This window comes from Planctopirus sp. SH287 (assembly GCF_056500625.1).
In genome coordinates this window covers 969,635-992,672 of the sequence record NZ_CM151403.1, presented here as the reverse complement: position 1 = coordinate 992,672, position 23,038 = coordinate 969,635, and the positions used below count along the sequence as shown (strand labels likewise).

Here is a 23,038-nt window from a genome sequence, read left to right as displayed (position 1 = left end):
TGTTTGAAATGAATGAACGAGACGACTGCCCTTGAACTCCTTGATTGTTATCTGGACTGTCGGTATCTCAGCGACGAAGAGTCTGAAGCGCTGATGGGCTGGATCAGGGAGCATCCCTCTCACGCCAAAATCGTGCTGCGGCGTATTGTCCTCCACTCATCACTTCGATCAAACTTTCAGTTCGACGACGGGCCAGGACTGCCACACGAGAGTATCGCTCGCTCGTTGATTTTGCCGCCAGAAAATCAGTCGCAGTTAGTCTTGCCTGCCACGGAACCGGTTTTCTTGCCTCTCCACGATCGGGACAATCGCCCCGGTTCCCTTCGAATGTGGGATAGGAAACTCCGTTTGGTTCTGGGATGCGTGATCGCCTTTGCAGGGATTCTGGGGGCATTTCTCTGGATGAGTTCTTCACCACCCCCTTCGCCCGTAGCCTATGAAGGGTTTGACTATTCTCCAACGGCGATGATCAAGCAAGGGGTGAACGCCTCTGCGAATCCCCTCGCAAAATCAATGATCCTCGGCGGCGGGTTTGGTTGGGCTGAACCCTGGATTGAACAAGGCACGCAAACTTCGCAAATCGTTAGCCACTCCCATCAACCGCCGCTCGATCCCAAAGATCCCCGCAGTACGGATCCGTTACGATACGTCGATCAGTACGGTCGTGTGTTGAGCACCCTCGGTAACGAAATGCGAACGGCCTCGTCCATGTTTTCCACATCGAGTCGCAGACTCGATGTCACACAGTTTCCGGTCTCACTTCAGGCAGAAGGAGGACTCGGTCGGGATGGCTCTGCACTCTGGTTCAGCTTTCTAGCTCAATCCGCCAGGCCCCTCAATGGTTCCCACTTCGCCTTCCTTGAACTGGGAACCGATCGGGCCGGAGTCCGAGTCGGTCGTCTGCCAGATCGACAGTCTGCAAATTGGTCTGCGGGAGGGGTTTTGCTGGGAGACCTTCAATACGTTCGAGAGAGCCAGATTTCATTCCGTCAGCCGGTCTTATTTGTTGGGCATCTTCAGTTTCAAAAAGGCTCTGAGGATGTGCATGTGTGGTTGAATCCTGATTTAGGACAAACACCAGAAAGGGAGACCGCACAACTGCATTTCACGGTTCCCGATTTCCGCCTCACGCAGGTCTCAATCACTGCGAATGTTGCCACCGATTTCGATGAACTGAGATTAGGATCAACATTCTCATCCGTCTGTCCGACTCGCATTTCTGATTAATCAGAGTGGCGGGATGGGAGCATCAAAATCGAGCGTCCCAATGATACGAATCGCAACTGAAATAGCGCGTTGACGATTGCATCGCATCAACATGCTTGCCCCCAAAGCTGCAAGCAGGGTAGCCCCGGTTGAAATTCCAATTTCTGCCAGGGTGGCGAAACTTCCACCCCGCGTCCCATGCCAACGAGCCGGAAGCGGCAGCGACGGGCACTCGCATTAATGATCTCGCAATCAAGAGCGAGAGGAATTCAAGATATATGTTTTTGGTTCGGAGGGGTGTTGAAGAAGAACCTGCACCGGCAAGTGATCCATTTTACTTGCCCGGAAAGCGAATGGTGCCATCCCAATCTTTGGGGGCTTGCCGGTTATTCATGGCGATCTGCTGAATCAATAAGTCCTGAGCACGATCACTGCTGGGCATCGCATGTAGCCGATGATAGGCCTCTTCCCAATTCCCTTGAATAAACTGCTCAACACCCTCTTCATAGGCAACAAGATGAGCGTCCGACAGTAACGGAAAATCCTTTTCAGCAGGCAGCAACTCATGGACGACAACCGGTCGATCCATGCCGTAAGGCAAAACCCTCGCCAGCTTCCTTAACCGCCCTTCCTCGCTCGATAAACGTGGCCGAACCAGCGATGCGGTTGCGTCATCCAGAAGAATGGGCACCCGCAATTGTTTTGTCAGTCCTTCCAAACGACTGGCCAGATTGACCACCGGCCCAAACACGGTGACTTTCACCTGATCATGCGTGCCAATCTTCCCTGCCACCGCCCGACCGTGAGCCAACCCAATTCCCATTGCAAAGTCGGCCAGAGGATGATCCTTGTGACCACGCTTGCTTTCAAATTCACTGCGAATTGCCAGAGCAGCCCGGCAGGCATTCACCGCAGCATCTGTGGAAGGAAATGGCCATCCCCAGAATCCCAACGTTGCGTCTCCCTGAAAATCTCCCGTGACGCCGCTGTTCGCCAAAATTTGACGGGTCATGACACCTAAAGCCCGGCTGACACGATCCAAAAGACCGATCAGATCATCGCTGGCATTTTCTGCGGTCTGAGAAAACCCGCGAAGGTCGCAGAACATCACGGTGACATCGCACTCACAAGGTTCTAGAAGCGTCGTATCGAGATCATCTCCCAAAGCGGCCAGAATTGGTGGTGCAAAAAATTGCCGCAAACTCGAACGCTGTCGCTCCCAGCGGCGTGACTTCAATACCGCACCAATGATCTGCGAGACCAACTCTGTAAACTTAACATCCGCATCCAGATGAGAATGATCTATTTCCGGCCCGGTCACTGCCGTGGAAATGTTCCGTTTACCGGCCAGGTAAAGCCCAGTGCGCTGCAACGTCAGCCCTTCGACCGGCGTACAGCAGGCCCAATCAAGATCCGACGCCAACGTATGTTCAATGACATCGGGTTGGAGAGAATCCCAGACCTGAAGCACACTGCGCGGCTCTGCCGGCGCCAACGATTCCTGAACTAATCGTCGGCTGGGCCGGAATTCTCCGGCAGTTTCCCGACGCCGATCCCAATGCAGGATTCGTACGGTATTCCCCCCTGACAGTTCCACAATCGCAGCTGCTTCCGCATCAACGACGCCACGCAGCAGGAGCTGACAGAGCCTGACATAGAGTTCGGCTTCTCCCGTGGCACCAGAAATCACCTCGGGAAGGTGAGTTAAAACTTCGATCCGGTTCTCGGCATCGGGATAACGCACCGTCCTCAATGACTGCGAACTGAAGTTGATCTGAGCCACAGCGGGCTGATCCGTGGATGGTGTCAGGTCAGCCGATGGCTCGTTGGAAGGAGTGGCAATAATCTGCAACACCGTCCCCCCGACCACAAAATGTTGCCCCACTTCAATCCGGCAGTTATCAACTTCTTTCCCTTCAAAGAACAACGGGTTCACAGCCGCCGGATCTCGCCTGGCCACCACATGATCACTTTGGGGCATCAACTGCACATGGTGACGCGAGACCAGAGGATCCTTCGCCAATGGAAAATCACAGCCAGGAGAACGACCAATCGTGACAAGACGTCCCTGATGAAGTGGGTGCCGTCCGATCAGCGTGCCATCAGAGTGGCGGATTACAAGTTCGTACATCCCTGCCCTTCAAATCCTTGACCACCACCCAGCAGATCACATGGAAGCTCTGGCTCAAGCACAACACTCTGCCATTATGATGCGAGCGATGAAGACTCGGAATTGTAAGAACCCACTCGCGGCAAACGTCGTTTGCGACGTGTCCAGTCAGACATGGCTGCCATCAAAATTAACCAGGTGATCGCCACGGCGACAATGACTAATCCCACACCATAAATCGCAAATAAACCCAACCGACTGCGCATGTCGTCGACCGGCCCATCAATATCCGACTGGCGTTCCTGAACAATCGCCACCCAGGTTGTCTGCCCCACAGGACTGAACGCTGCCAGCCAATTACCGCCATACTCCTGAGGAGCCGTTTTCGAGACAGGGTCGGTATAAGAATGGGTTCGGTCAAAATGAATAGCCTCATGGGAACCTGGCTTCAACTTTTGCAGCTGCTCCAGTTTTTTCACAAATCGAGGATCCAGGCTGAGCGACAAAAACTGCTCCAGTGTCAACTGAGAGAGATGCTCATCGTCCATCCAGGGATGGGCCAGCAGCTTCCATTCACGGCTATCGACTAATGCAATCACCCGGCTGACACCATCAGCGTAATTATCGCGTAGTAATTCCTCATACTCGACAAGCAGCTCTCCCAAATAGATGGATCGGGCCAAAACACCGATCACCTTCTGAGGATCGTCATAGTCAAACACAGGCACCGACATCGCCACTTTGTAACGCCCGGTTGTCGTACTGGTGTAAACCATCGAGAGATGGGGTCGGTGAATGGGCTTTAGCCCCTCTGGTAACTGATGAGGAGAAAATTCTTCGTCCTGGCCATGGAAATAGTCTCGATGAGCATAATTTTCATCGAGGCTGCGCTCGCTGGATGGTTCGCGCCAGATCTGCACACCACTGACATTTTGCAAAAACCAACTGTCATCCAGCTTGCGCTGTTCTGCACGATGCCGGTCGTCGACTTCCTGTTTTAACTCTGTCAGCAATTCACTGAGTTCGTGGCGTTCTTCCGGAGTTTTTTCTGCAAACTCAGCCACAGCACGCTGGACACGCGGATATTGCGAGATTCGCAGCAGTTCATCGAACCGGTCAAGAATCTCGCGTTCAATACTTCGTGCCAGCAGATTGGCAGAAACCACATCGCTTTCTAATGCTCGATCCGTCAATCGTTCACGGGCCGTTGTCACCGCCACGCGCATGGCTTCACCAGCTAACGGAGCCATACACAACAACAGAATGACCGGGAGCAGCAATCCCAGCACAAAGAGTGGCCGTCGGGAGCGATGACGTTCACGAATGGAAAGTTGATCAAGAATGGCTTGGGCATTGGGAAAACGGCGAGCAGGGTCAGCCTGTAGACATCGATCAATAATTTCCGCCAGTTGACCATCCACACCCGCAATCGATCGATGAGCCGTGGGAACTGGACTGCGCTCAACGATTTCGCGGTAGAGGCGCAGTCGCTCTTCCAGTGACGAGGCGTGTTTCAGTGTTTCTTCGTGAATGGCTGTCCGATGTGGCGGCTCACCAACCAGCAGATGAAAGAGAATCGCTCCCAGGGCATAGACGTCCCAGCGGGCATCGGGAACCGCCTTAAGATCGGCTTGTTCAGGTGCCATATAAAACAGAGTCCCCAGGGCATGGCTCTGCTCGTCAACCAGTCGGGACTGCCCAAAATCACATAACCGCGGTTCCAGATCCTGATCGAGCAGGATATTGGCGGGTTTCAGATCGCAGTGCAAAACACCGCTCCCATGGGCATGCGCCAGACCACGGGCAATCTGTACCGCCATGTGCACAGCTTCTGCCGGCCTTAACCCCCCCTGCTCCAGCAATGTCGCCAGCGAGCCATTGGGAAGATATTCCATCACGTAATAAGGGGGTTCATGATCCCACCCCACGGCCAATAAGCCCACGATATGCCGCGAGGTATAAAGCACGGCGAGCTTCTCGACTTCGCGAGAGAGTAGTGCCCAGTCGACACTGCGACGATTAGTATAAAACTTGATGGCCACCTGCTTGCCGGTATTGGTCTCCCGGGCCAGCCAGACCGAGCCAAACTTGCCTTCACCAATAGGTTCCAGAATCCGATATCCCGGCACATTGGCAGGAGCAGCCACCGAAAACGTGCTGGCGGCCCGAGCACTGAGATGGCGGCTCCATTCCTTCTCATCAGTTGACTGGTCAAGTGTGTGATCCAGTTCGGCTGCTGCTGGCGAAGAGTGATTGGGAACAGAATCCATGCCTGGAGTTTGCACTTCAGGGAGTTGGCCCTCAGGAATTTTTCCGTCAGGAGTTTGGCCGTGAAGAACATCAGAATTCATCGAGTCCGCCATGGCATGTTCGGAATAAAGAATGTCCGGGAAATCACGACCTGAACCGAATCACAGGAAAACCGTCGCGGTTTCTTGTTCTTCCACCTTGGCAATTTGAGAGCAGAAAAGAAACGGAGAAGGGACTGAAATACAGCCGGAAATTCTTGACAGAAAAATCCTGAAAAACCGGAAGATCCCGGGGTTGGAAGATCCCTGTGCTTCGCAGGGGCTGTTCGTTGTGACGAAACTCCAGTTATGGTAAACTCTTGCGTCAGTACACGGGGTCTTGCGACCCTGACGAAGATTGGGCGTAACATTCACTCCCACTTCAGGTTACGTGATGAGCAATAACGCCCGTCAGTGATCACACTCAAGCCCTCCCAACAGGAGTGACTGCGTTGTCGAACGGAGACATGCCGCCAGCGAATCTGACGCCGCTTCCGGAACGGATTCTTCCGGTTCCCATTGAAGGGGAGATGCGGACGAGCTATGTCACCTATGCGATGAGCGTGATCATCAGCCGCGCGTTGCCCGATGCCCGCGACGGCCTCAAGCCTTCGCAGCGCCGCATTCTGGTCGCGATGAACGACCTGAACCTCGGCCCCAGTTCGGGGCGTGTCAAATGTGCCAAAATCTGTGGTGACACCAGCGGCAATTACCACCCTCACGGCGACGGCTCCATTTACCCCACACTGGTTCGGCTTGCGCAGAACTGGAACATGCGGGAAACCCTGATCGACAAGCAGGGGAACTTCGGTTCGCTGGCAGGTCTTCCTCCCGCAGCCATGCGTTATACCGAAGCGCGGCTCTCGGCCGTGGCTTCTGAGATGCTGGACGACTTAAAGCGGGATACTGTCGATTATGTGCTGACCTACGATCAGCGCAATCGCGAACCTGTCGTTCTGCCGTCACGTTTTCCGAATCTGCTGGTCAACGGTTCCAGCGGGATTGCCGTCGGGATGGCGACGAGCATTCCGCCACACAATCTGGCAGAAGTCTCGCAAGCTGTCGTGCGGATGCTGGATGATCCTGAAGTCTCGATTGACGAACTGATGGAAGTGTTGCCGGGGCCAGATTTCCCCACGGGTGGCATTATCTGTGGTCGATATGGCATCCGCCAGGGCTATCTGACAGGTCGCAGCACACTGACCGTGCGGGCGCGCACGAAGTTCATCACCGAGAAGAATACTGAGATTATCGAAGTCACCGAGATCCCTTATCTCGAAACTCGTGACCGGATCCGTGAAAAGCTTGAACAACTGGTTCGCGATGACAAGATCAAGGGGATCTCGCGAATTATCGATCTCACCGACCGCACGATGCCTTCGTGGCAAGTGTGCCTGCATATTGTGCTTAAGCGCGATGCTGATAAAGAGGTGATTCTCAACCAGCTTTTCCAATATTCACCACTGCAATCGACATTCAGCGTGATTCTGCTGGCGCTTTCGGGCAACCGTCCGAAAACGATGAATATCAAAGAACTCATTGGCGAGTTCATTCGCCACCGCATCACGGTTCTCAAAAGAAAAACGGAATTCCAGTTAGCTGAAGCCAGACGTCGCAAGCATACGATTGAAGGCCTGCTGATTGCTCAGCTCAATATCGATGAAGTGATTCAGACGATTCGCTCATCGGGTTCTCGAGCCGAAGCCAAAGAACGACTCCAGGCGATTGCCGTACCAAGCGCGATGGTTGCCCGTGCCCTGGGGAATGAAGGTTTTGCAGAATTCCAGGCGGAACAAGGGGTTCGTGAAGCCTACTCGCTTTCGGCAAATCAGTCAGAAGCGATTGTCTCGATGCAATTGGGTTCGCTGGCCAATCTGGAGCAGGAAAAACTCCGCGGCGAACACCAGAAACTGATCTCCGATATTCTGGGCTATCTCCACCTGCTGAGTGATGAAGCGAACATCCGCGCCGTCATTAAAGAAGACATGCAACGTCTGGGCGAAAAATACAGCAGCGCCCGCCGCACTGAAGTTTCGGAAGAAGAACTCAGCGATGTCGATAAGGAAGATCTGATTCCTGAAGAGATGATGGTGGTCACGCTCACGCAGCGTGGTTACATCAAGCGTCTTCCCGTCCATACTTATCAGGCGCAGAATCGTGGCGGTCGCGGTGTGACCGGTGCGAAGGCTGATGACGAGGACGTGATTCAAGACCTGTTTATTTCCAGCACTCATGACTGGCTGCTGTTCTTTACCGATAAAGGCCGTGTTCTCTGGCAGAAGGTCTATGACCTGCCTCTGCAAAGCCGTACCAGCAAGGGCCGTGCTCTGGTGAACCTGCTGACACTTCAGGAAGGTGAGCAAGTCGCGACCTGTGTGAACACCCGCACGTTTGACGTGGATCGATACCTGGTCATGGCGACTCGCGCTGGAGTGGTGAAGAAAACCTCTCTCGATGCTTACAAGCGTCCGACCAAGGGGGGGATCATTGCGATCAGCCTGAAAGAAGGTGATGCCCTGATCGAAGCCCGAATCGTGGGCAAACAGGACGACATCCTGCTCTCGACCGCTAACGGCATGGCCATCCGCTTTGCTCAGTCCGACGCGCGTGCCATGGGCCGTAACACCAGCGGTGTCCGCGGTATCAAGCTCAAAAAGGGTGATGAAGTCATTGGCATGGTCGTGGCTGACCCGGATATGACGCTGCTCACGATCTGTGAAAACGGGTACGGCAAACGGACGCCGTTCGGTTATATCGAACCCGCCCCTGCTGCTGATGAAGTTGCTGTTGAAGGGATTGGGAACGACGAAGAAATTGCTGAAGCGTTGCCGGAAGACCCGGAAGCCGAAGAAGCCTCAGTGGAAACCTCTCCTGAAGCTACTTCTGACGCCACTTCTGACGCCACTCCTGAAGACAGCGAAGAAGCCACACAGTCATCCCGTTCTTACCGTCGACAGAATCGCGGCGGGATGGGTGTTCGCGACATTCGCACGACGGTACGAAACGGTAAGGTCGTCAAGACGCTGGCCATTACCAATGGAGACCACGTGCTGCTGGTCACTGCTGGTGGGAAAATTCAACGCGTGAGGGCTGCTGAAATCAGTGAGATTGGCCGCAACACACAAGGTGTGCGGGTGATTAAACTGGTCGAAGGGGATCGCGTGGCATCGATGGCTCGCATTCCTGCAGATCTGTGTGTCGAGGTTCCAGAAACAGTCTCTCCTGTGACTCCTCTGGAACAAGTGCCTGAAGGATCTTTGCCAGAAACTCCTTCGACAGAAGCTCCGGCTCCTCCGACTACAGACGAGCCAAGCCCCACTGAAGAATAATGAGAACTGAAGAACGATGACAGCTGGTGGAACGGATCGATTCGTAATGGTTAATTGATCCGCTCCACAATGGCTTGGTCTCTGATCAATCAGGCCCGAGAAGACATAAGCGCACCCGTTGTGTCCCGAGAGAACATCTGATGAATCCTGAATGGTCACGCCCGCATGTCCTGGGCTTGGAAGATCTTTCTGCCCAGGAAATCACCACCATTCTTGATCATGCCCGCCAGTTCAAAGAGCTGGCCGCTCAAGGCGAGACACGGCATTCCCTGCTGAAGGGAATCACCATCTGCAATTTGTTCTTTGAGCCTTCCACCCGCACGAAAACCAGCTTTAATCTGGCGGCTCGCCGCCTGGGTGCTGACACCGTTGATTTCTCCGCGGTCGGCAGCAGTCTTTCCAAAGGCGAGACCTACATCGACACGGCTCGCAATATTGAGGCGATGGGCGTTGACCATATGGTCGTCCGGCATAGTTCCTCGGGGACGCCACTGGTGCTTACCCAGCATTTGAAGACCGGGATTGTCAACGCGGGGGATGGCACCCACGAACATCCCACGCAAGGGTTGCTCGACCTTTATACGATCCGGGAACATCGCGGCAACTTGCAGGGTCTGACGGTCGCGCTGGTGGGCGACATTCTTCACAGCCGGGTGGCTCGTTCGAATATCTGGGGCCTCAAGAAGCTGGGGGCCAGGGTGATTGTTTGCGGCCCGGCGACCCTCATCCCGGCGGAGATCCACAAGCTCGGAGTCGAAGTCAGTTATCAGCTTGACGAAATTCTGGCTGAAACCGACGTGATCAACCTGTTGCGAATCCAGTTTGAGCGGCAACGCGGCGCGTTTTTCCCGTCGATTTATGAATATGCCCAGTTCTATGGGATGACGGGCGACCGTATTCGCCGTGCCAAGAAGGATGTCCTGATTCTCGCCCCCGGCCCGATCAATCGTGGTGTCGAACTCACTCCCGATGTCGCCGATGGCCCTCACAGTGTCATTCTGGATCAGGTCACCAATGGCCTGTTTGTGCGAATGGCAACATTGCACCTCATGCAACTTGCGGCTGAAAAACAACGGGCAGAGAAACCACAGGCAGCCACGTTAAAGTCATCATCGTCTTCAATCTGACGTGCTGGAAGGTGACAGATCAATTTCCAATGAACACAACGACTAACGACTTAAAGACTCACACAGAGCAACAGGAGTAGGCGGATGGCATCGCTGCTGATCCAAGGGGGCCGCGTGATCGACCCCGCCAATAAAATCGATCAGTTGCTGAATGTTGTCGTGCAGGATGGCCTCATTGTCGAGTTGACATCGGCCTGCCCAACAACTGACTCAACGATTGATGCCAGCGGCCAGATTGTCTCGCCTGGGCTGGTTGACCTCCATGTGGCCTTGCGTGACCCTGGTTATGATGAAGATGAAGGCACCACTTCAGGAACGAAGGCGGCATTAGCTGGTGGTTTTACAACGATTGCCACGTTGCCCGACACACTTCCTGTCGTCGATAACCGGGCCAGTGCCGAGTTTGTCATCCTTCAGGCCGAACGAGCGGGCCATTGCCGGGTGGTTCCCCTGGGAGCGATTACCCGCAATCATTCAGGGGAAGAACTGGCGGATCTGGGCCAATTGGCGGCCGGCGGGGCCGTTGGTTTTACCGATGCCAACCAAGCCGTTCAAAGTGCGGAAATCATGCGGCGTGCCCTGGAGTACGCGCGCATGCTGAAAAAGCCACTGCTCAGCGTTCCCCAAGATCCGACCTTGTCGGCAGGCGGGCTGATGCACGAGGGCTATTATTCCATGGTGCTGGGACTGCGCGGGATACCGGCAGCCGCAGAAGAAATCATGGTGGGACGAGATATTGCTCTTGCTGAACTGACTGGCGGGCATGTCCATCTGATGTCGCTTTCGACCCGTAACAGCGTGGGAGAAGTCCGCCGCGCGAAAAGCCTCGGTATCCGTGTTACAGCCGACGTTTCACCCCATCATCTGGCACTGACCGACGCAGACATGGTGACCTACGATGCCAACCTCAAGGTGTCTCCACCACTGCGCAGCCGGGAGCATGTGGACGCACTGATTGAAGGCCTGGTCGATGGCACCATTGAATCGATCAGCTCTGATCATCGACCATTTGCTTCGGAAAAAAAGAGCCGGGAGCTGGATCATGTCCCCTTTGGAATCAGCTCACTGGAGACAGCACTTGCTGTGTGTGTGAAATCGCTGATTGAACCGGGACATCTTGACTGGCCAGATTTGTTGCGACTTTTGACGTGTGGGCCGGCAAAAATTCTGGGACTGAAAGCAGGGACGCTCGAACCGGGCGCTGCGGCTGATATCACGTTAATCGCCCCTTCCGTCACCTGGGTCGTGGAGCCACATCGTTTTTATTCCCGAGGGCATAACACGCCTTTTGCGGGGAAAACGCTTCGCGGTCGCGTTATGCAAACACTCGTGGGTGGAGAAGTCCGCTTTTCCTGTCAATAATGGAGTCCGATGAGTCCCGCTTGAGCCTCCTTGATTTTGCCGTGATATCATTCAGGCTCAGTTTGTCGGAAAGATTCAGTCACGAGGGCATCGGACGATGGCCCGTTATTATCATCTCATTGATGGCTACAACCTGATGCACGCAGCGGGGCTGGCTCGGGTCAGGTACGCGCGGGGTGATTTGGAAAGGTGCCGGCACCGCCTGCTGCTCCGTGTGAGTGAGCTTCTTACAGAAACGGAACGGGTACGGACAACCGTGGTGTTTGATGCCCGTGAATCACCTCCCGGCAGCATTCGTCGGCATGTGTTTCGAGGCATGGGAGTCGAATTTGCGGAGCCTGGGACTGAAGCCGATGATCACATCGAGCTGATCATTGAAACACATTCCGCCAGTCGCCAGATCCTGTTGGTCTCCAGTGACCATCGATTACAACGAGCGATCAAACGCCGGCATGGTCACTCCATCGACAGTGAGCAATTCCTGTCTCAGTATCATCAACGAGAATGGCTCAGATCTCAGGAATCTGAAACGGTCGCTGAAGGCTCCTCACGTCCTGCGACAGTGGCGGAAAAAGAGGAACTGGAATTCTGGCTCAGTGAGTTTGAAAGCGTCGATCCCCGTCAGATCAAACGTGAGCTTCCTCGCGAGATTAAGGAAGCCAACTTTCTGGCACCTTCCGAGAATACAAAAAGCTCTGATGAAAAGGCCGTCTCGGTTTCATTACCCGATCACGAGGAGATCGATCGAACTCGATGGGAACAAGAAATCGACGAGTTACAGGACATTCTTGATGACCCTTCATTAACCAGAAAATGGCTGGAAAGCCGACCTCCCGGAGAGAAACCTCCCTCGAAAGGATCCTGATCTCAGGCTCTCTGTCATCATTGACGATCCATTCAAAAAGCTGACTGAGACCGCCCACAGCTTTGTTTGAAAAGTGCTTCCCTGACGATTCGCTTGAGTCACAGAACCGCCGCTATTTTTTCCGATTCCCTTTTCTTTTCGACCGACTATTAGCATTTCGACCAGAAGCGCCCCGAGCACTGGCTGTTTGTTGAACTTCAGGGGATGTCTTCTCGACTCGCAGTAACAGCAATCCCACAACCAACCCCACAGCAGCCAACACACTCAGAAAAAGCAGTGTCCAGAGATCACTGAACGTGGGACGAACTGATGGCCAGATGGCGGGCCATTGCCAGGCGACCAGATAACAGCCCAACCCCAGACTGGGGCCAAAGGGGATCAGCTTCAATTGCCCAAAACAATAACCAATCAGGGCGTGAAAAATTCCCAGCACGGGAGCAATGGCCAAAGCGACCAAAGTCGCCTGCCAGCCTAAGAATCCTCCTAAAACAGCCATCAACGTGACATCGCCAAAGCCCAGGGCCTCCATCTGAAGAAACACAAAGGCAGCCCGCCGGATCACCCAGACGACCCCTGCCCCGCAGATCGCGCCTGCCAGCCAGCGGAGAGCTGCATGCCATATCGGAGACGAGGAGATCCATTCGCCTTGCACATGTTCTGACATCTTCCCGACCGCTGGATTCCAGTCGACCCAGACAGGAACCAATTCGATCGATGGAGCAATCAGTGCAAGCACTAATCCGGCAATTCCTCCGGGAAGGGTGATCACATCCGGTATGGTGCACGTGGCCAGATCAACACGTGCCGCGACCACAATGACGGCCGCAAACAGTGCAATCAAAAGGTCATGGAAACCCAGTGCGTTCTCTCCAGCCATGGCTTTCGGAGACCACCCACTGCCAGCACTGAGAACCATCACCATCAGCCAGTAGCAAACGGCAACGATGAGTTCATAACGCCAGGAAAGAAGAAAATTGGGCGAGATTTCCCAAAGTCGTGACTCTCGACGTGAAATCGCACTTCCCGCAGCGGCAACCAAAACTGCCACCAGCAGAAATAATAGACCGCGAATTCCCAAGATCTCCCAAACCATACTGAGAGCCTTTCGCCCTCACATTATTTTCTGACTCACGGCATGACGGTAACACATCAAACCCCAATTGTCCCGCTGAAGCTCCTCTGCCTTGGGAAGATCGTTTCTCAGGTGCGTGGTCGATAAAAGGAATCCCTGAGTTTGAGCAACACGGGATGATCGAAATAGTGGCGTCAATTGCCTAACTTCAGTGCAATCGGTTAGTTTCTCTCATCGAAGCCTAGACGTTATTGGGAAATTCCTTGAAAAATCCCACAACCAGGAGCTGATGTGAAAAATTTTGCTCAAAAAAAGTGCCAAAGATCATGGCATTTGTCGATTTGTACGGCTCTCGCGGTGTTCCTCTTCCCCGGAGCCAATTGCTTCGCCGATGAAACTTCGGCAGCGATAACGTCGCAACCCTTTTCTGGGGCAGACATTGCATTTGTCCTGCTTAGTACGGTGCTTGTCTTGACGATGCTGGTTCCTGGCCTCGCCCTGTTTTATGGCGGGCTTGTCCGTAAAAAAAACATCCTCGGAATCATGATGCAATGTGTCAGCATTGCGGGATTAATGACGATCGTCTGGAGTCTCTACGGATACAGTCTGGTATTTGCACCCGATCTTCCCAATTCCTTAGGGTTTGTGGGAGGATTTGACTTTGTGGCATTCAATGGTGTGATGCCCGCATTTACTGAAAAGGGACATGTGATTCCCCGTGTGGACTCACTGCCGAGAATGGCTCATTTTGTCTTTCAAATGATGTTCTTCATCATCACGCCCGCTTTGATCTGTGGAGCCTTCGCTGAGCGGATGCGATTTGCTGCCGTCTGCCTGTTCTCCATCCTCTGGGGGACGTTCGTATACTGCCCTGTTGCCCACTGGATCTGGTCAAGTTCGGGCTGGTTCAGTGAATTTAACCTGGAATCACCACTTTGCGTGGCTTTTGATTTTGCTGGTGGCACTGTTGTTCATATCACTTCAGGCGTCTCGGCGCTTGTCTGTGCCTGCCTGGTTGGAAATCGTTTGGGATTTCGCCAAGAACCGATGCCACCGCATAACCTGACCTATACGGCAGTGGGTGCGATGATGCTTTGGCTGGGCTGGTTCGGGTTTAACTCAGGAAGTGCCCTCGCTGCCAATCACCTTGCGGTATCAGCATTTGTGGCGACACACCTCGCCGCTGCTGCTGGTTTAATTGGCTGGGCGGGCATGGAATGGTACCGCCATGGGAAAGCCAGTTTGCTGGGAGCCTGTTCTGGAGTCGTCTCGGGGTTGGTTGCTGTGACTCCAGCCTGTGGAACCTGCTCGCCCATCGGAGCGTTGTGGATGGGTCTCGCCGCAGGAATTGCGTGCTATTTTGCGTGCACTCTCCTGAAAAACACGTTTCGTTACGACGACTCGCTCGACGCCTTTGGCATTCATGGAGTGGGAGGAATTTTGGGAGCGATTCTCACCGGAGTTTTTGCCACCCGGGTTATGAAAGGTGGCGAGGTTCCGTTGGGCCTCGTTGATGGAAACACCTTCCAGATCGTGAATCAGACGGTCGCGGCAGCAGCGGCAGCGGCGTATGCCGCCATTGTGACGGTGATCCTGCTTAAAATCATCGACTCGACCATCGGCCTGCGTGTTTCTCAGCAGTCAGAACTTCAAGGACTGGATATCTCCGAACATGGCGAGGAAGGCTACATCTTCCAGTAAAGACGGCCCAAAGAAAGAGATTTGAAGCCACTCACAACGGTGCGTATCCAGAGATGGAGAATACGGGGAAGTAGGTCACTGGAGTCGTCGCTCGCGATTCCGGTGAACATCGGCACGCCATTTTCACTTCATTCCAAGTGCCTAGATATTGAAGCACTCAGCGCGATGACCTGCTTGCTGTCAGAAAACAAACGAGTGCCGTGTCACGGCTTTGTCTTCGGGTTAATTTCGCCGCAACGTCCTCCGTTGTCGGACTTAACGACAGAAGAAACCCGAATTTTATACTTTGACAATGCACGAGTGTTAAACCTCACACGCTTTCCAGAAATCAACTGGGCGTTGGGGAATGCGTAAGGCATGCTTGCCCCCCAAAGCTGTAAGCATGGCACACAAAGCAGAACATCGCCTTGAATTATAACGAGGAGCTTACTTGTGAAAAAAATCGAAGCGATTGTTCGGCATTTTAAGGTGGAAGAGATCAAAGACGCACTGACTGCAGCTGGCATTCAAGGAATGACTGCGAGCGAAGTTCGTGGATTTGGCCGACAGAAGGGACACCGAGAGACATTTCGAGGAGCTGAATACTCCGTCGACTTCCTGCCCAAAGTGAAACTGGAAATCGTCATTTCTGATGAACAATATCCTGTTGTTCTGAAGGTCATTCTCAACGCGGCGCGAACCGGCCAAGTGGGAGATGGGAAGGTTTTTGTCACCAATATCGATGAAATGCTCAGAATCCGCACGGGAGAAGTTGGTGACGATGCCATTTGACGCCCAGGCGATCCCGCATGAAACCGATTTGTCCTTTCAGGTCGACTGGAATGGCGGTTATGGGATCTCTTTCTCTCTCTTTCTTGAAACTCCCTCAGCCCTCATAAAAATCAGGCACAAAAGCTGCATGGGATTGTGTATAGTCGGCAGGTGAGGCGATTCTCACCTGAACCAATCAGTTTTGCGGACGAAGGCTGCTCACTGCAAAATTGATACTCAAGGTTGAGCAGTCGTTAGTTGTCGGGCCTTGCGCTCGATACGCCGGGGCGTTCCGCCAGTGCGGGTGGATTCGCCGGCTTCCGTTCTCTCAGAGGAAGGCATTGGTCGCATGAAGAAGATTGAAGCAGTTTTGCGTCATTACAAGCTCGAAGACGTCAAGAACGCCCTCACTCAGATCGGTATCCAGGGGATGACCGTGACTGAAGTTCGAGGCTTCGGTCGTCAACGTGGCCACAAGGAAACCTATCGCGGCGCGGAATACACCGTCGACTTCCTTCCCAAAGTCAAACTGGAAGTTGTGGTTTCTGATACAGAAGTCGCCAAGGCGATTGAAACCATTACGAATGTGGCACGTACCGGGCAGATCGGTGACGGAAAAATCTTTGTCACCTCTCTCGCTGAAGTCGTTCGCATTCGTACCGGAGAAACCGGCCCGGAAGCGATCTAACGTTGATCCTCATCTTCTTGTGTGAGGCTCCGAGGCCATGTCCATGGTTGATGGAGTCCATCGCAGGTTGAAATCCCGTTTGCAGTATCTGCCTGGAAGCTTTCAAACCCTTTTCCCTGAGGGGGAAGGTGGCCGCAGGCCGGATGAGGGAGCGCGTTACTTTCGATGAAGAGGAATGGGAGCATCCCGCTCTCGACGAGTGGTGCATTGCCGTTTAACACCCTGGCAATCAATCAACCTGCCCCAACCCTCTCCCGCCAGCGGGAGAGGGAGTTTTCTCGATCAGGCTCCGAGAAAAGAGGCGGTTTTTACGTCGTGCCTTCTCTGGATATGCTAAGCTCGGCACGGCGGATATCTCATGGTGACATGAGTTCATCGCTATGAACATTGATCGGACACCACAGACATCGCACAATTTGACGCTCCATGACCACTGCCTCTCCTTCAAGCAAACTCTTGCCGGCCGATCGAGCCTTTCGACTCCCCGCCGCCCGTGAGAGACTGGATGACCTGAGAAAACAAATCTCTGTCCGCATGATGCAGCATGCGACGGGACTGCAAATTTCCAGCTGGTTTTCCGAACAAGTCGATGTTCTGTTAATTCAGCTCTGGAATGGTGTTCTTTCAGAATACCCCGCCGAATTCCAGACAGGCTTGGCCAGCGCGGTGGGATTAATTGCTGTCGGTGGGACGGGCCGTGGTGATTTGGCTCCTTATTCTGATATCGACCTGCTGATCGTTCACAAAACGGCTGGTGGCGAACGCTGGTATGAATTTGCAGCCCAGTTTGTCCGTGACTGTTGGGATACGGGACTGAAACTGGGACACAGCACCCGGTCAATTCCTGATGCCATTCGCATGGCGCGCGACGATACCCAGTTTGCAACCTCACTGCTGGAAGCCCGTTATCTCGCAGGACATCGCCCGCTCTTTGATGACCTGATGAGAAAGTTTCAATGGAATGTTGTTCGTGGACGCCTCCATACCATCCTGGCATCCTCCGTTTCAGAGCGCGATAAAGAACAAGCCGCTCACGGTGCGACAAATCAGGAACTCGAGCCTGATGTGAAACGATCTCCCGGGGCGCTGCGCGATATCCATTTAATACGCTGGCTCAGCCAACTGCGAACTGGCTCCAGTGATCCCGAAGCCTTACGCCTTGCGGGTCTGATGACCCGCGATGAATTGCTGCGGCTGGTGACCGCTTACGATTACCTGCTCTCGATCCGCATGAATCTGCATCTGGAAGCAGGTCGCGCAAATGATTTGCTGACACGTGCCGAGCAAGTGCGAATTACACAAGAACGTGGCCTCGAAGCAGTCGGTGGCCAATTGGCCGTTGAACGTTTTATGCAGGAATACTTCCGGCACACTGGCACGGTTTCCGAACTGGCGACCAGACTGGTTCGGAAACACATGCCCACACGCTGGCAGGATGTCCTCTGGCGTCCGGTCGTGACGCATCGCGTCGACACCATCTATCGAATCAGCCCCGACCAGATCGATATCCCCAGACGTTTCCGCCAGCAGCTTGTATCTCTCGAAGATTTGTTGCGTCTGTATTGGTCGGCTGCCATGTATATGGTGCCGTTTGCTGATGATCTGGAAGAATTCGTTACGACACGAGCCAGCGAACTCACCGACACGCTGACCGTGGAGTCCAGCCGGATTTTTCTGGACATTCTGGGGCGTTCCCGCTGCGTGGGCAAGATTCTTCGCAGTATGTATCGCACAGGCGTTCTGGAACTGGTCATCCCCTGTTTCCGACACGTTCGCTGCCTGCTGCAATTCAATCAATATCATCATTACACGGTGGATGAACACACACTTCGTACCATCGAAGCGGCTGAGTCATTCGCCGAACAGCAGACCACACTGGGGGATGCCTTCCGCGAGATCAAGCATCGCGATGTTCTGTTCCTCTCGCTCCTGTTGCATGACGCAGGCAAGGGCTTTGAGGAAGACCATTCCGAAGTCGGGCGACGCCTGGCTATCGAAGTGGCTCAACGGTTCCGGATGGCTTCCTACCCTCGCGAAACGGTGGTCTTTCTTGTCCATAAGCACTTGATGATGGCGCATCTGGCATTTCGCAGGGACACCACTGACCCTGACGTATTGCTCCGCTTTACTCATGAAGTGGGAACAGCCGACCGTCTTCGGATGCTCTATGTGCTGACAGCCGCCGACATCACCGGTGTCGGGCCGGGAGTCTGGAATGAGTGGAAAGCCGAGTTACTGGGGAACCTGCATCTGGGAGCGATGCAAGCACTTTCCGGGAACAGCGACCTGCCACAAATTGTTGATCTTCAGTCGCGGGTGCTCAATGGAGTCGTTGAAGAGCTTTCTCACCCGACAACGGGCGAAGAACGCGATCGCATTGCCCGTATGGTCAAGGCACTTTTCACGACACTTCCCAGGCATTACCTGCAAGGAAATTCGGTCGAGCGCATGTCGTCCGATCTGCGAGTGATCATGAGTCGGCAGCCTCATGAGGTCAATGTTTCTGGCCGCTACGAGCCTGAAACCAATTCGGTGGAATACCGCATTATCACTCACGAGAATGTCGCGCCGGGCTGTTTCCACAAAATCGCCGGGACACTGACATCCCAACGGATGGAGATTCTCTCTGCCCAGATCTCCACGACGACGGATGGCGTCATCATCGATTGCTTCCGTGTGAACGACAATGATCATGCCGGAGAAGTTCCCCAGTTCCGTCTCGACGATATTTGCCAATTGATCCGTTCGGTACTTTTAGGAACTAAAAACGTCGCAGAGCTGGTCTCGCGACCGCGTCGCGCCATCTTCTCCAAGCCCCTCATTCCAGGCCAGTTCTCTGATCTTCCTGAACAGGTCTTGATCGATAACGAATCCTCAGAACGCTGTACAGTCGTGGACATTTTTGCTCACGACCGTCCGGGATTGCTGTATGCCATCAGTCGCCAGGTCTTTGAATTAAAGCTTTCGATCGTGTTAGCGAAAATCTCGACTCATCTCGATCAGGTGGTTGACGTTTTTTATCTGACCGATCAACGCAATCAGAAAATCACAGACCCTGAACAATTGGCCAAAATTGAAGGACTTTTGCTGGAATGTGTGACGCAAACACAAGCGGACTAAAGAGATCGCCGTTAAAAGATTGACCGGGCACCGTGGGGATTTGACAAGAGATTTTCTTGCGATTGCGACATTGAAGAGGGCCATTGACGCCCAATCTTCCCATAACCCGGAAAGAGGGATTGGTGAAGACTTCGCCGGATATTATATTCCTTCGTTAATCATCGGTTCTGGCAAGACACCTGTCACGGTCATTGAGCCGACTCCCGGTTCACGGAGATACCCCAGTGCACTATTGCGAAATGGACGTCGCGGTGGGCGAAGTGATTCGCCTCGATAATTGCTTGATGACGATTCTCGATGTGGATGGGGAGGAAATCACGGTCAGGCTCGATATGGACGATGATCCTGATCCGATTATTGGCCGCCTGTCTCTCTCTCGCCCGCGCTGAGTGGCTGCCGTTTCTGCTTTGTCGCCTCAGACCACTGCACAGAATCGAGATCCCTGCTACTATTTTAACAAGAGCGGAAGCGATCGAAAGCCGGCAAGGACATGGGCCATGTGGCCCGACAGTTCATCGGCACTCGGCTGACCGCCAAGTTGCAGGTTACTATGCACCACGGGAATACGAGCGAGACACTGAGCTCGATGGAAGATGCCATCACCGCTCTTAAGAACGGCAAGATCATCATTGTGATCGATGATGAAGAGCGCGAGAACGAGGGCGATTTCATCTGCGCGGCCGAGCATATGACACCAGAAATGGTCAACTTCATGCTCAAGCAAGGGGGCGGAGTGCTATGTGTCCCTCTGACTCATGACACGGCCAGCCGGTTGGGCGTTGTTCCCATTGTCGACCAGTTCCAGAACAATGCTCCCAACCAGACGCAGTTCCTGACTCCGGTTGATCATCGTCTGGCGGGATCCGGTGTTTCCAGTGAAAACCGGGCGTTGACCATCCGCGCGATGGGCGATCCGCTTGCGACTTCACACGACTTTGTGCGTCCTGGTCATATCAATCCTCTTCTTGCAAAAGAAGGAGGTGTCCTGCGACGGGCCGGGCACACTGAAGCCACCGTCGACCTGATGAAGATTGCCGGCCTGCAGCCTGTGGGGACACTCATCGAAATTCTCAGTGAATCAGGCCAGGGGATGGCCCATCTCACCGAATTGAAGTCGATGGCCTCACGTTACAGCATGCCCATCATTTCGATTGAACAAATCATCCGTTACCGCCGACTGCGCGAGCAGTTGGTCTCGCGAGAAGCCGAAGTCCCCTTCACCACTCGCGATTATGGCCAGTTCCAGGTGATTGCCTATCGCGTGGAGCATGATGACCAGCAGCCTTTGGCGATTGTCTGGGGTGATCTGAAGAGCACTCCGGCCCCACTCGTTCGCGTTCACTCCTCTTGTTTTACTGGTGACGTGCTGGCATCGCTCAGATGTGACTGCGGTGATCAACTCCACATGGCCATGAAAATGATCAATGCCGAAGGAGCGGGTGCCGTCATCTATCTGCCTCAAGAAGGACGCGGCATTGGTCTGACAGCCAAGCTCAAAGCCTACATGCTTCAGGATGAAGGTCTTGATACGGTCGAGGCCAATCACAAACTGGGCTTTAAGTCAGATAGCCGGGACTACATGGTGGGCCTTCAGATTCTCAAAGATCTGGGACTCACCCAGATTCGGTTGCTCACCAACAATCCCAAGAAAATGCAGGCATTCCCCGCATTTGATCTGCATGTGGTTGAGCAAGTCGCGATTATTGCGCCTGATGATGAACATCGTCGGCACTATATGGCCACAAAGCGAGACAAGATGGGTCACCTGCTTCCTTTAGAAGCCTCGATCCTGCCAGGCGATCTTCCCGCCAAGAACTGATGCCCATTTCACTCGGGACAATCCCGCCTGACGGTTGTAGTTTGGTTTGGTCAGCAACTCAGATCAAAACGGTTCTTTCCGGAGAGAAGCCTTGACACGGCTTTGTCTTCGGGTTGATGTCGCTGCAACGTCCTCCTCTATCGGACTTAACAACCTGTTAAACCCCGCTTTTAAGCTTTGACAATGCCGTAAGCCAGATGAGGGGTTGATGCGTTGCGGGTGGAAACACGTGTGGTTCATCAGGCCCCTCAAGCTCCGTGTTTCTCATCGCAATCTGCAACCCCTCATCGAGAGCGACGCCCCCTTCATCCGGCCTTCGGCCACCTTCTCCCTCAAGGGAGAAGGATTTGAGATTCCGGAACCGGCTCTATCGCGATGCCAGTGCGGGTTCTCGTAAACGGGACTCGGCCTCTTCAAAGCTGGCTTTGAAGGCCATGATGGCGGCCTCCACGGACGCTTCTCCCGATTCGGCCAATTCACCGCGAACAACCCGCACATGGGAAGGGGCTTCAATTCCGATTTTCACGGCCCCTTTCCCTGTCTGCACCACCTTGATGATGATGTCGTTACCCAGGTGAATACATTCTGATTTCTTACGTGTCAGCACCAGCATGATCGACTCCATTCTCTACGCTTCAGTGGACAATCGTCACTCTTCCTTGTGACATTCGACCAACACTCAATTGTGCTGATCAAGCCCGCTTGGCATGCAGGAAGTCTATTGCGAGCCTCGTGCCAATCCTGAAAAACACAATCCTGAACCCACACTCACACGTGACAACATCATTCACAATAAGCACTTACAACTGTTAAACAAAACATCGGCAAAGATTGCCGGAGACTTTTTTGAGTCGTTCTTACAATGAAGCTTACAGAAACGATCCCAAAAAACTTTTGGTGAGCACGTATTTCGGCAACTCTGACCGCTAAAGCCACCATCAGGAAAATGGTGACAAAATGAGAGATGTTGATCCAGACAAAGCGCTCGTCAGTCCGTGACTCTCTCCTCAATATCGACCATAGACCATGGAATAAACTTTCGCGGAGGTGCCATCAAAAACAAGAACTCTCCTCAATTAGTCACAGTTCGTTTGCAACTGGCATCTTGACAGTTATACTCGCACATTCCCATAAATTCGGCGAACGGTTCCTGAGGAACTGAACGTACGCTTGTGATCTTGGAATTCGTCGACGAGAGGTGACCCCATGGGGGCTCAGTGCCAACTTTGCGAGAAGAAAACCACTTTTGGCAACACGCTTCAGCAGCGTGGTAAGGCCAAGTACCTTGGCGGTAACGGCCGCAAGACCACCGGGATTTCCCGTCGTGTCTTCCGCCCTAACCTCCAAACCATCAACGTCCAACTGGGCGAACGTAGCCAGAAGATGGCCGTTTGCGTCAAGTGCATCCGCTCTGGTGCGGTGGTTAAGAAGATCGTTCGCAAGCCATTCACGCTTCCGACCGAGTAATGACTTAGCCCATTGATCCTGACCCTCTGGTTTCAAGATCAATGGACAGGTGATCGACGTGAGCAAAAACGGCCCGGCCCGCTCTTCATCAGGCGTTGTCCGGGTCTTTCGTTTTGCGAGCAGTTGATCTTATC

General features: G+C 53.6%; 16 protein-coding genes. 12 read left to right on the top strand and 4 right to left on the bottom strand.

Annotated features, from left to right (window positions below; translation table 11 throughout):
- Positions 1-12 precede the first annotated feature (12 nt).
- A complete protein-coding gene (locus SH287x_RS03570; protein ID WP_479517065.1) occupies positions 13-1,227 on the top strand; it encodes a hypothetical protein in 1,215 nt (404 codons plus the stop codon).
- A 313-nt stretch (positions 1,228-1,540) separates the two neighbouring features.
- On the opposite strand, the gene SH287x_RS03565 is transcribed toward SH287x_RS03570, so the two are convergent.
- Together SH287x_RS03565 and SH287x_RS03560 are read right to left on the bottom strand one after the other, a co-directional pair.
- Entirely contained in the window at positions 1,541-3,337 is a 1,797-nt protein-coding gene (locus SH287x_RS03565; protein ID WP_479517064.1) for an adenylate/guanylate cyclase domain-containing protein, read from the bottom strand.
- A gap of 74 nt (positions 3,338-3,411) precedes the next feature.
- The gene (locus SH287x_RS03560; protein WP_479517063.1) at positions 3,412-5,667 is read right to left on the bottom strand and encodes a serine/threonine-protein kinase; all 2,256 of its coding nucleotides are present in this window, start codon (positions 5,665-5,667) and stop codon (positions 3,412-3,414) included.
- 404 nt (positions 5,668-6,071) lie between these two features.
- Between SH287x_RS03560 and gyrA the strand changes: the two genes are divergently transcribed.
- The 4 genes from gyrA (at position 6,072) to SH287x_RS03540 (ending at position 12,287) form a co-directional block, all read left to right on the top strand.
- Positions 6,072-8,933: a DNA gyrase subunit A gene (gyrA, locus tag SH287x_RS03555; protein ID WP_479518652.1), complete on the top strand. Its 2,862-nt coding sequence runs from the start codon at positions 6,072-6,074 to the stop codon at positions 8,931-8,933.
- A gap of 140 nt (positions 8,934-9,073) precedes the next feature.
- A complete protein-coding gene (locus tag SH287x_RS03550; RefSeq protein WP_479517062.1) occupies positions 9,074-10,060 on the top strand; it encodes an aspartate carbamoyltransferase catalytic subunit in 987 nt (328 codons plus the stop codon).
- 84 nt (positions 10,061-10,144) lie between these two features.
- A complete protein-coding gene (locus tag SH287x_RS03545; protein WP_479517061.1) occupies positions 10,145-11,422 on the top strand; it encodes a dihydroorotase in 1,278 nt (425 codons plus the stop codon).
- Positions 11,423-11,519: 97 nt separating this feature from the next.
- Complete coding sequence (locus SH287x_RS03540) at positions 11,520-12,287, top strand: NYN domain-containing protein (RefSeq protein WP_479517060.1); 768 nt, start codon at positions 11,520-11,522, stop codon at positions 12,285-12,287.
- Between the two features lie 112 nt (positions 12,288-12,399).
- On the opposite strand, the gene SH287x_RS03535 is transcribed toward SH287x_RS03540, so the two are convergent.
- Positions 12,400-13,380, bottom strand: a complete 981-nt coding sequence (locus SH287x_RS03535; protein ID WP_479517059.1) for a prepilin peptidase — start codon at positions 13,378-13,380, stop codon at positions 12,400-12,402.
- Positions 13,381-13,692: 312 nt separating this feature from the next.
- Here SH287x_RS03535 and SH287x_RS03530 point away from each other — a divergent pair, with 312 nt between their 5' ends.
- The 6 genes from SH287x_RS03530 to ribA all read left to right on the top strand — a co-directional run bounded on the left by SH287x_RS03530 (position 13,693) and on the right by ribA (position 21,437).
- Positions 13,693-15,060, top strand: coding sequence for an ammonium transporter (locus SH287x_RS03530; protein WP_479517058.1), 1,368 nt, complete (start codon positions 13,693-13,695; stop codon positions 15,058-15,060).
- A gap of 432 nt (positions 15,061-15,492) precedes the next feature.
- A complete protein-coding gene (locus SH287x_RS03525; RefSeq protein WP_479517057.1) occupies positions 15,493-15,831 on the top strand; it encodes a P-II family nitrogen regulator in 339 nt (112 codons plus the stop codon).
- A 328-nt stretch (positions 15,832-16,159) separates the two neighbouring features.
- Positions 16,160-16,498, top strand: coding sequence for a P-II family nitrogen regulator (locus SH287x_RS03520; RefSeq protein WP_013110531.1), 339 nt, complete (start codon positions 16,160-16,162; stop codon positions 16,496-16,498).
- Between the two features lie 426 nt (positions 16,499-16,924).
- Positions 16,925-19,618 (top strand): [protein-PII] uridylyltransferase, encoded by a 2,694-nt coding sequence (glnD, locus tag SH287x_RS03515; RefSeq protein WP_479517056.1) that lies wholly within the window; start codon positions 16,925-16,927, stop codon positions 19,616-19,618.
- A 224-nt stretch (positions 19,619-19,842) separates the two neighbouring features.
- The gene (locus tag SH287x_RS03510; protein WP_479517055.1) at positions 19,843-20,007 is read left to right on the top strand and encodes a hypothetical protein; all 165 of its coding nucleotides are present in this window, start codon (positions 19,843-19,845) and stop codon (positions 20,005-20,007) included.
- A gap of 161 nt (positions 20,008-20,168) precedes the next feature.
- Complete coding sequence (ribA, locus tag SH287x_RS03505; protein WP_479518651.1) at positions 20,169-21,437, top strand: GTP cyclohydrolase II; 1,269 nt, start codon at positions 20,169-20,171, stop codon at positions 21,435-21,437.
- Between the two features lie 367 nt (positions 21,438-21,804).
- Here ribA and SH287x_RS03500 read toward each other — a convergent pair whose 3' ends face one another.
- On the bottom strand, positions 21,805-22,050 hold the full coding sequence (locus SH287x_RS03500; RefSeq protein WP_479517054.1) for a carbon storage regulator: 246 nt from the start codon (positions 22,048-22,050) through the stop codon (positions 21,805-21,807).
- A gap of 593 nt (positions 22,051-22,643) precedes the next feature.
- On the opposite strand from SH287x_RS03500, the gene rpmB reads away from it, so the two are divergent.
- Entirely contained in the window at positions 22,644-22,904 is a 261-nt protein-coding gene (gene rpmB, locus SH287x_RS03495) for a 50S ribosomal protein L28 (protein ID WP_479517053.1), read from the top strand.
- Positions 22,905-23,038 lie beyond the last annotated feature (134 nt).

Excerpts from the sequence above, each read along its gene's own strand:
- SH287x_RS03520 (WP_013110531.1), top strand. The coding sequence starts at position 16,160 with ATGAAGAAGATTGAAGCAGTTTTGCGTCATTACAAGCTCGAAGACGTC.
- SH287x_RS03565 (WP_479517064.1), bottom strand. The coding sequence starts at position 3,337 with ATGTACGAACTTGTAATCCGCCACTCTGATGGCACGCTGATCGGACGG.
- SH287x_RS03535 (WP_479517059.1), bottom strand. The coding sequence starts at position 13,380 with ATGGTTTGGGAGATCTTGGGAATTCGCGGTCTATTATTTCTGCTGGTG.
- rpmB (WP_479517053.1), top strand. The coding sequence starts at position 22,644 with ATGGGGGCTCAGTGCCAACTTTGCGAGAAGAAAACCACTTTTGGCAAC.
- ribA (WP_479518651.1), top strand. The coding sequence starts at position 20,169 with ATGCACCACGGGAATACGAGCGAGACACTGAGCTCGATGGAAGATGCC.
- glnD (WP_479517056.1), top strand. The coding sequence starts at position 16,925 with ATGACCACTGCCTCTCCTTCAAGCAAACTCTTGCCGGCCGATCGAGCC.
- SH287x_RS03540 (WP_479517060.1), top strand. The coding sequence starts at position 11,520 with ATGGCCCGTTATTATCATCTCATTGATGGCTACAACCTGATGCACGCA.
- SH287x_RS03550 (WP_479517062.1), top strand. The coding sequence starts at position 9,074 with ATGAATCCTGAATGGTCACGCCCGCATGTCCTGGGCTTGGAAGATCTT.
- SH287x_RS03560 (WP_479517063.1), bottom strand. The coding sequence starts at position 5,667 with ATGAATTCTGATGTTCTTCACGGCCAAACTCCTGACGGAAAAATTCCT.
- SH287x_RS03545 (WP_479517061.1), top strand. The coding sequence starts at position 10,145 with ATGGCATCGCTGCTGATCCAAGGGGGCCGCGTGATCGACCCCGCCAAT.
- SH287x_RS03570 (WP_479517065.1), top strand. The coding sequence starts at position 13 with ATGAACGAGACGACTGCCCTTGAACTCCTTGATTGTTATCTGGACTGT.
- SH287x_RS03500 (WP_479517054.1), bottom strand. The coding sequence starts at position 22,050 with ATGCTGGTGCTGACACGTAAGAAATCAGAATGTATTCACCTGGGTAAC.
- gyrA (WP_479518652.1), top strand. The coding sequence starts at position 6,072 with ATGCCGCCAGCGAATCTGACGCCGCTTCCGGAACGGATTCTTCCGGTT.